The organism is Pseudoalteromonas sp. SCSIO 43088 (genome assembly GCF_023650795.1).
Lineage (GTDB): Bacteria > Pseudomonadota > Gammaproteobacteria > Enterobacterales > Alteromonadaceae > Pseudoalteromonas > Pseudoalteromonas shioyasakiensis.
This window is the reverse complement of record NZ_CP072676.1, coordinates 36538-49421: the sequence shown is the minus strand read 5'-3', so window position 1 is coordinate 49421 and position 12884 is coordinate 36538. Positions and strand designations below refer to the sequence as shown.

The 12884-nt window shown below is 41.4% G+C and carries 13 protein-coding genes; 8 read left to right on the top strand and 5 right to left on the bottom strand.

The window, feature by feature from the left end; translation table 11 throughout:
- Positions 1–96: 96 nt before the first annotated feature.
- The 3 genes from J8Z28_RS18075 to J8Z28_RS18065 all read left to right on the top strand — a co-directional run bounded on the left by J8Z28_RS18075 (position 97) and on the right by J8Z28_RS18065 (position 1889).
- On the top strand, positions 97–333 hold the full coding sequence (locus J8Z28_RS18075; protein ID WP_130167504.1) for a hypothetical protein: 237 nt from the start codon (positions 97–99) through the stop codon (positions 331–333).
- 77 nt (positions 334–410) lie between these two features.
- The gene (locus J8Z28_RS18070) at positions 411–755 is read left to right on the top strand and encodes a DUF3302 domain-containing protein (RefSeq protein WP_054552213.1); all 345 of its coding nucleotides are present in this window, start codon (positions 411–413) and stop codon (positions 753–755) included.
- A 3-nt stretch (positions 756–758) separates the two neighbouring features.
- Positions 759–1889, top strand: a complete 1131-nt coding sequence (locus tag J8Z28_RS18065) for an HlyD family secretion protein (RefSeq protein ID WP_055198877.1) — start codon at positions 759–761, stop codon at positions 1887–1889.
- A gap of 75 nt (positions 1890–1964) precedes the next feature.
- Here the strand turns inward: J8Z28_RS18065 and dnaJ are convergent, their stop codons facing one another.
- Positions 1965–3104: a molecular chaperone DnaJ gene (dnaJ, locus tag J8Z28_RS18060; protein ID WP_054563084.1), complete on the bottom strand. Its 1140-nt coding sequence runs from the start codon at positions 3102–3104 to the stop codon at positions 1965–1967.
- A gap of 233 nt (positions 3105–3337) precedes the next feature.
- Positions 3338–5260: a molecular chaperone DnaK gene (gene dnaK, locus J8Z28_RS18055; RefSeq protein ID WP_055021216.1), complete on the bottom strand. Its 1923-nt coding sequence runs from the start codon at positions 5258–5260 to the stop codon at positions 3338–3340.
- A gap of 239 nt (positions 5261–5499) precedes the next feature.
- On the opposite strand from dnaK, the gene J8Z28_RS18050 reads away from it, so the two are divergent.
- A complete protein-coding gene (locus J8Z28_RS18050) occupies positions 5500–6237 on the top strand; it encodes a thioesterase family protein (RefSeq protein WP_250660669.1) in 738 nt (245 codons plus the stop codon).
- A 61-nt stretch (positions 6238–6298) separates the two neighbouring features.
- Positions 6299–7467 (top strand): IS3 family transposase gene (locus J8Z28_RS18045; protein WP_502934611.1). Its coding sequence is split into 2 segments (ribosomal slippage): positions 6299–6545 and positions 6545–7467, totalling 1170 coding nucleotides; the frame shifts between segments, so codons are not numbered across the junction.
- 88 nt (positions 7468–7555) lie between these two features.
- Here the strand turns inward: J8Z28_RS18045 and J8Z28_RS18040 are convergent.
- Complete coding sequence (locus tag J8Z28_RS18040) at positions 7556–8332, bottom strand: substrate-binding periplasmic protein (RefSeq protein WP_250660668.1); 777 nt, start codon at positions 8330–8332, stop codon at positions 7556–7558.
- Between the two features lie 140 nt (positions 8333–8472).
- Between J8Z28_RS18040 and J8Z28_RS18035 the strand changes: the two genes are divergently transcribed.
- The 3 genes from J8Z28_RS18035 to J8Z28_RS18025 are packed head-to-tail and all read left to right on the top strand — an operon-like array spanning position 8473 to position 11974.
- Entirely contained in the window at positions 8473–9711 is a 1239-nt protein-coding gene (locus J8Z28_RS18035) for a PqiA/YebS family transporter subunit (RefSeq protein WP_175080623.1), read from the top strand.
- Entirely contained in the window at positions 9708–11363 is a 1656-nt protein-coding gene (gene pqiB / locus J8Z28_RS18030) for an intermembrane transport protein PqiB (protein ID WP_250660667.1), read from the top strand. Before J8Z28_RS18035 ends, pqiB begins: the two co-directional genes overlap by 4 nt.
- Positions 11363–11974 (top strand): PqiC family protein, encoded by a 612-nt coding sequence (locus J8Z28_RS18025; RefSeq protein ID WP_063529374.1) that lies wholly within the window; start codon positions 11363–11365, stop codon positions 11972–11974. The genes pqiB and J8Z28_RS18025 overlap by 1 nt, the downstream gene beginning before the upstream one ends.
- Here the strand turns inward: J8Z28_RS18025 and J8Z28_RS18020 are convergent.
- Together J8Z28_RS18020 and J8Z28_RS18015 are read right to left on the bottom strand one after the other, a co-directional pair.
- Complete coding sequence (locus tag J8Z28_RS18020; protein WP_250660666.1) at positions 11957–12448, bottom strand: GNAT family N-acetyltransferase; 492 nt, start codon at positions 12446–12448, stop codon at positions 11957–11959. The genes J8Z28_RS18025 and J8Z28_RS18020 overlap by 18 nt on opposite strands.
- A gap of 3 nt (positions 12449–12451) precedes the next feature.
- Complete coding sequence (locus J8Z28_RS18015; protein ID WP_063529376.1) at positions 12452–12856, bottom strand: NUDIX hydrolase; 405 nt, start codon at positions 12854–12856, stop codon at positions 12452–12454.
- Between the last annotated feature and the right edge of the window lie 28 nt (positions 12857–12884).

Here is a 12884-nt window from a genome sequence, read left to right as displayed (position 1 = left end):
AAGGAATATAAGGCAATAGAAAAACCACTACAAAACACACTAAATAGGCCTAATTCGACTACACTAAAGAAATGAATCCTGGGCAGGGTATCAAGCATGTCTAGACACACAGGGCTCTATCTAGCCAAACAGTTATTTATCATACTCACCCTATTGTATGCAGTGAATTTTGTGTGCAACGAATACCTAGCATGGAATGCTTACATGGATTGTCAGAGCAAATGCCATACGCTTGGCTTAGAAAAAGGCCGAATACAAAACACTACATTTTCAGAGGATGTGACTTTATGTCGTTGCCTTGCTGATACCGACTACTACGTTGTGCTGAACTAAATCTGAAAATACCGACTAGGAATTAGGTAAATTTCACGTATTATTAAATTGATTATAAGTTAAACAAAGGAAAGTACATGTTTTTAGACTACTTTGCACTGGTCATGCTAGTGTTTGTAACGGTAGTAATATTTTATGGTGTTATTGCCATTCACGATATTCCCTACGAAATTGCCAAAAAGCGTAATCACCCTCATCAAGATGCCATCCATTATGCAGGCTGGGTTAGCCTATTTACCCTACACGTGCTGTGGCCATTTTTATGGGTTTGGGCGACATTATGGCGTGATGACCGCGGTTGGGGTTTTAACCAGATCCAAAAGGAACAAGAGGACTTAGCTGAAAAAGTGGCAAGCCTGACAGCCACAGTGGCAGCGCTACAAGCACAAATAAATGCTCAATCGAATAATAAAGAGAAATAGAATATGGATTTGTTATTAATACTTACTTATACAGCATTGTGCATTGGTATCTTTAAAGTTTTTAAAATCCCACTTAATAAATGGACGGTACCCACCGCGGTACTTGGTGGTGTAGTGCTGATCGGCGCTTTGATCCTGTTAATGAACTATAACCACCCACATTCAAATATGGCCAGCAGTGCCTATGTCACAACACCTATTGTGCCAAATGTACGCGGTACCGTTGAAGAAGTTGCAGTAAAACCAAATCAGCCTGTGAAAAAAGGAGACTTACTGTTTCGCCTAGACAATACCTTATATCGAGCCAAACTAAATCAAGCGATTGCCGCTTTACAAGATGCAAAACAGTCAGTCCTCGGTTTAGAAGCGGCCTATAAATCAGCACAAGCCAGTGCCCTAATGGCTAAAGCTGAATATGATCGCAGTAAGAAAGAATACGAACGTTATGAAAAAGGCGCAAAAAGCGGTGCTTACTCAAAAGGCCAAGTTGATAATAAATTAGGTGTATACTTAGCAGCAAAGGCAAGTTACGAAGCAGCACAGGCCGAAGAGTTACGTCAAAAACTTGCATTTGAGTCTGAAATAAACGGCGAACAAACTAAAATTGCCGCAGCTCGCGCTAATTTAGAGCAAGCTCAATTTAACTTAGACAGCACAAGCGTTTATGCACCTACCGATGGCTATGTTACACAACTAACATTACGCCCTGGGATGATTGCAGTACCAATGCCACTACGCCCAGTAATGACCTTTGTGCACAAAGAAGATACCGTTTACGTCGCTGCATTTAGACAAAATTCACTATTAAGACTCGAACCAGGCTACAAAGCAGACTTTATCTTTAAAGCTATTCCTGGCAAAACCTTTGCTGGTGAAGTAATCGATGTATTACCTGCTATTGGTGAAGGGCAAGTACAAGCACAAGGCACACTGATGGGCACTGAGTTTTTTGCTCGCCAAGGCCGCGCAATTGTCACCTTAAAAATCACAGACGACATGAGTGAATATCACCTACCACAGGGGACAAGCACAGAAGTCGCTGTTTATTCAGAACACTTCGAGCACGTATCAGTAATGCGTAAAGTATTGATCAGAATGAAAAGTTGGCAAAACTACCTATTCTTAGATCACTAAAGTAGGCAATTACCAATAAAAAAAGGCGCTTATTAGCGCCTTTTTTACTCTCTAACTAAAGTTGCTTAACTAGAGTTACTTAGTTAGGTCATCGAAGAATTTCTTCACACCGTCAAAGAAACCTTTTTCTTTTGGACGGTTTTTAGAGCCATCTTTACCCATGCTTTGCTCAAGTTCTTCAAGCAATTCACGTTGACGATCATTAAGATTAACCGGCGTTTCAATAACCACTTTACAGATCAAGTCACCTTGAGCGCCACTACGTACAGACTTAACGCCTTTACCACGCATACGGAACATCTTGCCCGTTTGGCTTTCTGATGGGATCTTCAGTTTTGCACGGCCATCCAGTGTCGGAACTTCAATTTCACCGCCCAGTGCTGCTGTTGTAAAGCCAATAGGCACTTCACAATACAAGTTATTACCATCACGTTGGAAAATCGGATGTTCACGTACAGAAACCTGAACGTATAAATCACCTGCTGGTGCTCCATGCATGCCCGCTTCACCTTCGCCCGATAGACGAATACGGTCACCTGTATCAACACCCGCTGGGATCTTAACTGATAAGGTCTTAGTTTTTTCTACGCGACCTTGACCATGACAGCTGTCACATGGATCAGAAATAATTTGACCTGTGCCCTGACACGTAGGACACGTTTGCTGAACCGCGAAGAAACCTTGGCGCATTTGTACTTGGCCTGCACCATGACAGGTAGTACATGTTTTTGGTTTAGAACCAGCTTTTGCACCGCTACCGTCACATGGCTTACAGCTAACCCAGGTTGGTACTTTAATTTCGACATCTTTACCACGAACAGCCTCTTCAAGGCTTAAGTCCATGTTGTAACGTAAGTCCGAACCACGTTGTTGACGCGATTGACGACGACCACCGCCACCACCAAAGATATCTCCAAACACATCACCGAAAATATCACCAAAATCACCATGACCGCCGCCGAAGCCACCGCCATGACCGCCACCACCTTGTTCAAAGGCTGCATGGCCATACTGATCATACATTTGACGCTTTTGCGGATCAGTTAGTACTTCGTAGGCATCTTTTACTTCCTTAAATTTAGCTTCAAGGTCTTTATCGCCTGCGGTACGGTCTGGATGATATTTCATCGCTAAGCGCTTATACGCTTTTTTTATGTCTCGTTCGCTAGCATCTTTGCTCACGCCGAGAACTTCATAATAATCGCTTTTTGACATATCTATCACACTACTCTTTTTACTGCAGCTACACTGCGTAAGGTAAATCGACTGATACAAATCGTATAATGGTCATGACCATTTAAGAAGATTAGCAACTTATCAATTTACCATTTATATACATGCAAAAGGCGCGTCAAGCGAAATCGCTGGCGCGCCTAAATCATTTCATCCTAACTTAATTGGCTAAACAAAGCAGCCATTATTACGTTAGGCAGAAGCGAAACAAGCAATTACTTGTCGTCTTTCACTTCTTCGAACTCTGCATCAACAACATCGTCGTCTTGTTTTGCAGAAGATTGCTCAGCACCTGCATCCGCACCGCCTTGTTGTTGCTGTGCTTTAGCTTGTGCAATTTCCATTAGCTTTTGTGACTTCTCGGCAAGAGCTTGTGTTTTCGCTTCAATCTCTTCTTTGTTGTCACCTTTAATCGCCGCTTCTAGCTCTGTAAGCGCAGCTTCGATTGCTTCTTTATCTTCTGCAGGTAATGCATCACCCGCTTCTTCGATTTGCTTACGTGTACCGTGAACCATTGCATCAGCTTGGTTACGAGTCGCTACTAGCTCTTCGAATTTCTTATCTTCTTCAGCGTGCGCTTCAGCATCACGAACCATTTTTTCTACTTCATCATCGCTTAGACCTGAAGAAGCTTGGATTGTGATCTTCTGCTCTTTACCTGTATCTTTATCTTTAGCAGATACATGTAAGATACCGTCCGCATCTACGTCGAATGTTACTTCGATTTGTGGAGTACCACGTTGTGCTGGGCGAATACCTTCTAGGTTAAATTGACCTAGTGATTTGTTATCGCTTGCACGCTTACGCTCACCTTGTAGTACGTGAATAGTTACCGCTGATTGGTTGTCTTCAGCTGTTGAGAAAACTTGTGATTTCTTAGTAGGAATCGTCGTGTTTTTCTCGATTAGAGCTGTCATTACTTGACCCATAGTCTCGATACCTAGTGATAACGGAGATACGTCAAGTAGTAGTACGTCTTTAACGTCACCAGCTAGTACACCACCTTGAATCGCTGCACCTACTGCAACTGCTTCATCTGGGTTAACGTCTTTACGAGGCTCTTTACCAAAGAACTCAGCAACTGTTTTTTGTACTAAAGGCATACGTGTTTGACCACCAACAAGGATGATGTCATTTACGTCGCTTACTGATAAGTCAGCATCAGCTAGTGCGCGCTTAAGTGGCTCGATTGACTTAGTTACTAAGTCTTCAACAAGTGACTCAAGTTTTGCACGAGTAACTTTAACGTTCATGTGCTTAGGACCAGTTGCGTCAGCAGTCACGTACGGTAAGTTAACTTCTGTTTGCTGTGCAGAAGAAAGTTCAATCTTCGCTTTTTCAGCAGCTTCTTTAACACGTTGCATTGCAAGTGGATCAGTTTTAAGGTCGATACCTTGATCTTTCTTAAACTCTTCAACTAAGTAGTTGATAACACGGTTATCGAAGTCTTCACCACCTAAGTGAGTGTCACCGTTAGTTGCTAGAACTTCAAATGTGTGCTCGCCTTCAACTTCGTCGATTTCGATGATAGAGATATCGAAAGTACCACCACCTAAGTCATATACTGCAACAACGTTTTCACCTTTATTTTTGTCCATGCCGTATGCAAGTGCAGCGGCAGTTGGCTCATTGATGATACGTTTAACTTCAAGACCTGCAATACGACCAGCATCTTTAGTAGCTTGACGTTGTGAGTCATTGAAGTATGCAGGTACTGTGATTACTGCTTCAGTAACCGCTTCACCTAGGAAGTCTTCTGCTGTTTTCTTCATTTTTTTCAGCACTTCTGCTGAAATTTGTGGTGCAGCACGTTTCTCGCCACGTGCTTCAACCCATGCATCACCGTTATCAGCTTTTACAATTTTAAAAGGCATGATACCGATATCGCGTTGTACTTCTTCGTCTTCAAAACGACGACCAATTAGACGCTTGATTGCAAATAATGTGTTAGTTGGGTTAGTTACTGCTTGGCGTTTTGCAGGTTGACCAACTAATGTTTCACCGTCTTGCGTATATGCAATGATCGATGGTGTTGTGCGATCGCCTTCCGCGTTTTCGATAACGCGTGCTTTATCACCGTCTAGTACTGCTACACAAGAGTTAGTAGTACCTAAATCGATTCCAATAATTCTACCCATGAATCTTCTCCAACTTCAAAATTCGTTAAAACGTTCGATGACTAGTAGATAGGGGTGCAGGAAACTGAATTCAACTGTAAAAATGAAAAAAAATTACTTTTTTTTGAAATATTTTCGAAATGGGCGTTTTTTCCACAAAAAGCGCTGTTTTCTCAGCCTGCTTGCAGGATAAACAAACTGGTCTGATGACTTTAGCTATGCTATAACAAACACCATAACAATAAATGTTAAGGAAAATTATGCATTTTGAACAATTACTCGCCATGGCAGCTGAACTAGGCAAAGACAAAACAAAAGTAATGCAGTTTCCAGAAAACTGGTGCCAAGGTCGCACAGCGTTTGGTGGATTATCTGCAGCTTTATTATATCAAGCTATACGTCAGCATATCGATAGCTCTCGCCGTTTATTATCTTTAAGCACTAACTTTGTTGGCCCGTTAATCGCTGACAATGATTTTTCAATCGAAGTTGACGTTTTACGCGAAGGCAAAAACAGTGCGCAGGTACTAGCAAAAGTGATTCAAAATGGCGATGTTTGTGTTATTACACAAGCCTGTTTTGGTGCTGAGCGTCAGTCCGATGTTCGTGTAGATGTCACTAAAACCATGCAGCTAAAACCGGTTGATGAGCGTTTCACCCTACCTTATAAAGAAGGCGTCATGCCGGCATTTTTCCAGCATGTGGCATTGTGTTTACAAGACGGCAATATGCCTTTCTCTGGAGCAGATACCTCACATTTAGGTGGCTGGATGAAATTCAAACATGTGCCAGAGCAAATGACTGAAGCCCATATCATCGCCCTAACAGATGCATGGCCACCAACCTTATTACAAATGTATAAGCAACCTGCACCAGCAAGTAGTATGTCGTGGTACATAGAATTTGTAGAAGAGCCTGCAATTGCCCATGATGCTTGGATTGGCTACGAAGCGGTTACACACCATAGTAAGGATGGCTATGGGCTAGAAGATGGCTGACGTGGTTTAATGGATTCGACTACCCCAGTTAAGAGATAATAATCTTAATTGGAGATCGAAAATGACAAAACGTAAAAAATATTCAAAAGAATTCAAATTGGATGCGATTGCATTGGTCGTTGAGCAAAACTATAGTCAAGCGGAAGCTTCGAGAAACCTGGGGATTAATCCCAACATGCTCGGCCGTTGGATCAAAGAAGCCGAAAATGATGATGGTCATGCTTTTCGGGGGAATGGCAAACTAACCCCAGAGCAAGAAGAGATCCGCAGCTTAAAAGCACAAGTAAAACGCCTCGAAATGGAGCGTGAAATATTAAAAAAGGCAACGGTCTTCTTTGCCAAAGAAACGAAGTAAAGTATTCGTTTATTGCCCAACATAAGAAGATCTGGCCTGTGGTCATAATGTGCCATGTACTGGGTGTTAAGAGTAATAATTATTATAGTTATCAAAAACGTAACGTTAACAAACCGGAAGACCCAACGCATCAAGAAATGCTTGATTGGGTCAAAGATATTGCCAAGTTCAGCGATAACACCTATGGCGAGCGACGTATTCAAAAAGTGTTAAACGCGCTGAGTTATCCCGTGAGTCGGCAAAAAACCGCGCAGCTCATGAAAGAAGCGGGTGTATGGGTTCGTTATAAAAAGAAATACAAAGTGACAACAAACAGTGACCACAATAAGCCTGTTTACGCCAATGAACTGAAGCAAAATTTTACTGTTGCAGCACCCAATCAAGCGTGGGTGCAGGATATCAGTTATGTTTGGACAACCGAAGGCTGGTTATATCTAGCGGTTGTCATTGATTTATATTCTCGTAAAGTGGTCGGCTGGAGTATGGGAGCGAGAATGAAAGCTCAACTGGTTTGTGATGCGTTGACTATGGCTATTTGGCAACGTCAGCCACTATCGGGATTGATTGTTCATTCAGATCAAGGCGTTCAATATGCGAGCCATCAATATCGGCGATTATTAGAAAAACATAGCTTTATTGGTAGCATGAGTAAAAAAGGTTGCTGCTGGGATAATGCGGTTGCAGAAAGCTTCTTCGGCAGTTTGAAACAGGAACGTGTTCACTGGCGTCACTATGAAACCCGCTATGCAGCGCAGCAAGATGTTATGAATTACATAACGATGTGGTACAACAGCCAACGGCTTCATTCTTATCTGAATTATCAAAGTCCAAATAACTTTGAATTGGTGGCTGAAGAATTAACTATGGTTGCTTAACTGAGGTGTCTGAATTTGGTTGACCACGTCAGGCTGCATTTGGAGTGAAGATGGTAAGCTAATTGCGCTGAGCCGCCAAACCGTCGCGTTATTCGCGTAACTCGGGCTCTGAAAGTTGCGCGTACTCAGTACCATCAAGGCGAATAATTGCTTGGTATTGGCCTGACTCAATGATCTCACCAAGACCCAAATTAAAGGTGTTTTTTAAAGTTTTACTGTAAAAAAACGCAGGTCTTGGTGCTTCTTTAAAGATTGCATGCACAATAAAAGGTTTTACCTCAGCGCTTTGTTTATATTTTTCTAAATAATATAAAAACACTCGGCGCTCTAAAATAATTACATCGACCCAGCCTTTCATAAGGTGATCAACTTGTGCTTCTTGATTAACTACTTCTTCGTAAGAACGCAAAATATTAGTAACCGATTTAAAAGGTGCTTCAATGAAATTCGTCGCATTTTGAAAGGCAAGCACGCTTTTACCTGCTAAATCGTAGATACTATTAATTTTCAGCTCTTTATTGGCAAGGCTAACCGCCACATTTTGGTAGCTCAGTAGCTCGTCACTTTTATAAACATGCGGCGTGAGTACGGATGGAAAATTTAATGCAATATCTACTTTGCCCTGCATAAGCTGCTGCTCAGCACGCTTATTAGACATGTAATGGATATCGATATTAGATATGCCTTGCGATTTAAAAGCAGCTTTCAATATTTCGAGTTGAATACCGCTGTTAGTGTCTTGAATGACGTAAGGAGGCAAAGAGGCGCTTGCAGCAACAACTATAGGCTTTTGCGTATTTGGCTCAGATAAACACTCACCTTTAACACTAACAAACAACATTAAAAGGATAAATAATTGCTTCACTGCTCACCTTAAAGAATTAAATGTATTAAAAAGCGTAATCGCTTTGTACAAATATTAGCTTATATTAAACAAAGGTGCATTTGAATTTATACACTATTTGATGCAAACTTAACTAAGTTCTTGTTTAAGAGACCCTAAGTTTGCAAACAGCCTGTCCTAGCTGCGATCTTGTCATTGAGATCCCACACTTAAGTGCAAAACAAGTGGCAATATGCCCTCATTGCAATACAAAGCTTTCGGCATCGCAAGCTAACCAAGATAGTATGGTGGTCGCACTAAGTTTAAGTGCTATTGTTATGCTACTGAGTAGTATGTTTTACCCATTTCTGTCTTTTACCAGTAGTGGTATTACCCAAACAATCACCTTACCCGATGCCGCACGTATTCTCTTTAATTACGACAACGACTTTTTAGGTTTGTTCATCGACACCAGTATTATTGGTCTGCCACTACTTTTATTAGTACTCATAATTCCTCTGCATTTAGGCTTACTAAAAGCGCTGCCGTATCAATGGGGAAAAAGACTGTTAAAAACCACCTTTGCGTTAGAGCCTTGGATCATGTCTGAGATTTTTTTAATTGGTGTGATGGTCAGTATGGTTAAAATCATGTCGATGGCCGATATTGAATTTGGTGTAAGCTTTTGGGCCTATAGCGCTTTTGTTATCTGTTATGTGGCAGCCACAGCAAAATTAAATAAGCACACCTTATGGCAACAATTAAAAGAACCAGAATATATAGAGCAAACACAGCCAAATACGCGTGCTATTGATCAAGGATTAAGAGCATGTCATGTTTGTGGACAACTGTGTACGACCGAAATCTGTTCACGCTGCGACTCTAAAACTTACAGTCGTAACCCTTTTAGTGTGCAAAAAGCCGCAGCATGGTTATTAACCTCAGTGGCCTGTTATATTCCTGCTAATGTCTATCCTATTATGTACACCACAAGCCTTGGCGATGAAACTCCATCAACTATTATTGGTGGCGTAATGATTTTATGGAATAGTGGCTCGTACCCTATCGCAATGATCATCTTTTTAGCGAGTGTGGTTGTACCCCTTGCCAAAGCGCTAATATTAAGTTTTTTATGCTTTATGGTGATGAGGCCAGCAAACAGACAAACTAAAAGCTATACACGTATCTACCAATTGACTGAATTTATTGGTAAATGGTCAATGATCGATGTATTTGTTGTGGCGATTCTAGTAGCCTTAGTGCAACTCGGAAACTTAATGTCAGTAACACCTGGCATTGGCACAATATTTTTTACAACCATGGTTATTTGCCAGATGTTGGCAGCCCATGCGTTTGATCCCCGTCTATTGTGGGATAACCCAGATAACTTAAGTACTGCGAAACAAGAGACCTTGGCATGAGCGAAACCGCTAAAATAAAAACAGCGCCAAATATATCGGCCATCTGGATCATTCCAGTTATTGCCTTATTAATTGGCGCATGGATGTTGTACCAGTATCAAGCAAATAAAGGCACCACCATTTTTATCAAAATGCCTCATGCAGAGGGTATTGTGGCTGGTAAAACAGAAATAAAAGTACGTAGCGTGAAGATTGGTCAAATCGACCATGTTCGTTTATCAGATAAACAAAATAGCGTTATCGCACGGGCGCAAATCGATAAACATTACGACGATTTACTCACTGATGATGCGAAAATTTGGGTTGTAAAACCACGGATTGACGATACCGGCATAAGCGGCATGAGTACCCTTCTATCTGGTGTGTATTTAGAATTTGCACCGGGTGAGAGTAAAAAGCTAGCCGAAAAATTTGAGCTACAAGATGAACCGGCTTTAATTGGTAAAGATGTAAAAGGTGGGCGCTTCACACTGTTAAGTTATAACGCAGAAGTGCTTGATGTGAGTACCGGTATTTACTTTAAAGATTACAAAATAGGCCAAATAGAAACCGCCACCTTTGATTGGAAGAACCAAGCGATGAAATATGGCATTTTTATCAATGAGCCATATCAAAACTTGATCACCTTAAACTCTATTTTCTGGGTAAACTCAGGCATCGAAATAGACCTCTCTGCAGATGGTATTAATGTTAATACAGGCTCGTTAAGTAAATTGCTCAAAGGCGGTATTTCTGTTGGTATTCCTGAGCAACAAGCGCCCGGTGAAGTTGCCAGTAACGGCCATAGTTTTTCTTTAAGTAATAGCTACAAAGCCGCCTTAGAAGAACGATTTTACGATTTTGACTACTACTTAATCGACTTTGAGCAATCAATTCGCGGCTTACGCGCTGGCGCTCCTGTAGAATACCGAGGTATGCGTATCGGTAGTGTAGTTGAAGCACCTGCAAGTGTCATAATAGACGGTAAGCCTGCACACTTTAGAACTGATAACACCGCAGTACCTGCCCTGATAAAGATTGAGTATGGGCGCCTCTACCACGACAGTACAGCAGCACGCGAGTTTTGGCATTCGAGTTTAAATAGCTGGATCAAAAATGGTCTTCGAGCATCTTTAAAGCCGGGTAACTTACTCACTGGCGCCGTGTACGTTGACTTAGATATTTACGATAATGCAGAGCCTGCCGAATTAAAGACAATAGCCGAGTACACCGTATTCCCGAGTGTATCAAGCGGTATTACAGTCATAGCCGACCAAGTCTCTGATGTATTAAATAAAGTCAATAACCTTAAAATTGAAGATAGCTTGGCACAAATGCAGACCACCTTTGCCGAGTACCAAGAGCTTGCTCATGACATGAGAGAGCTACTAAATAAGCAAGATACACAAGACTTACCGGGTGATATTAATCGCAACTTTGCAGAAATGACTAAGAGCATGCAACAGTTCGATAAAACCATGAAACAATTTGAAAAAACTATGGCAAGTTATGAGCAAGGTTCAACATTCCACCAGCAGTTGCAAACAACTTTATCTGAATTTAAACGTTTAAGTGAAGAGCTGCAGCCACTCACACGAGGTTTAAACCAGCAACCTAATATGTTGATCTTTGATAAAGAGCTACCAGCAGACCCAACGCCGAGGAAACAATAATGAACTATAAACTCTGTGCTTCAGTGGCATCAGTGCTGTTACTTTCGGCCTGCAGTCAGACTTCGTTCTCAACCATTGAGTATTATCAATTTTCGCAGCCAATTGTTGCAATGCAGCGCTTAGCTGAGAATACGCAAGCTCAGCTCAGAATTAACACCGTACAGTTACGTGGTGCGCTTAATAATCGTGGTATTGCTATGGTTCTCGACAACAACCGAGTCAATGCAGCTAACTACCATTTATGGAGCGAATCACCTGATTTAATGTTAACCGCCAGTGCCCATCAACAGCTTTACACTGACCTTGATAATTGGATGGTAATAAAAGGTTTACCGGTGATAACCGATTTAGATCAGCAAAGTTTCTATGAATTAGAATATGAGCTACATCACTTCAACGGCGATGAACAAGGCAATGCCAACATTGCCGGGCTTTGGCGTTTGTACTATACAAACCCTGAGTCGGGCCGAAAGTTAAAAGCGGTCAATTATTTTAATGAGCTTACGCCATTACAAGACAGTGATTACGAAGGGCTTGTTGCAACACTTGAGTCAACCTGGCTAAAGGTCAACAAACAGGTTGCAAACGAAGTATCAAAGCTTGCTCTTTAATAAGAGTTTTAGAGGCTGGTTGTCATCATTAATAATGACATCGCCTAAAAACTCAAAACCAAGTTTCTGTAACACCTTCTGTGAACCAATATTTGTTTGCGAGGTTATTGCAGCAAGCACACCAAGCTCTAATACGTGTTTTTTGGCCATCAATAACCGAGCAGCAGCTGTAATGATACCCTTGCCTTCATATTTAGCTAACAAGGCAAATCCTAAATCGGGGATAGCTAACGCATCACGCTGAAAGAGCCCCACCATTCCAACCGGTGTATCATCAGCTAAACAAACAATATAACTGCCAAAGCCCAATTGCTGGTGGCTATTTATAAAGGTTTGTTGAATATAATGCTCAGCTTGTACGGGCGTATTAATATTTTTATTACCTATGTGCTCTAAAAATGTTGCTTGATTTAAAAGCTCTACGATAAACGCGGCATCATCAGGCTGTCCGGCACGTAAATATATATCTAACATTTATTAAAACACCTTACTAACGACATCATTGGTAAAATTAAGGCAATCAAGAACACGCTCTTTTTGTACTTTAGATAACTCGTCAATATCGAAATAGCCATACTCAGTGTGCTCATCGCTCAACATTATCTCAGCGTCCTCAGCTATATAAGCACGGAAAATAAACGTATGAGAGTTAAACGCTGTGTGATAATAAACACCACTTAAATAAGCTATTTCTACGTCACAATTAAGTTCTTCTTGGCATTCGCGAAGTAACGCTTGATGAATGGTTTCACCTTTATCTAAAGCGCCGCCAGGTAACCCCCAACTTTTTTGACCGTAATCAGCTTTTAGTAATAACACCTGACCTTGGTTGTTGGTGATAACCGCATGGCTACTGAGTCTGTAAGTATCTGAAAATGCCATAATCCCTTTGCTCAATTAATAAAAAGTG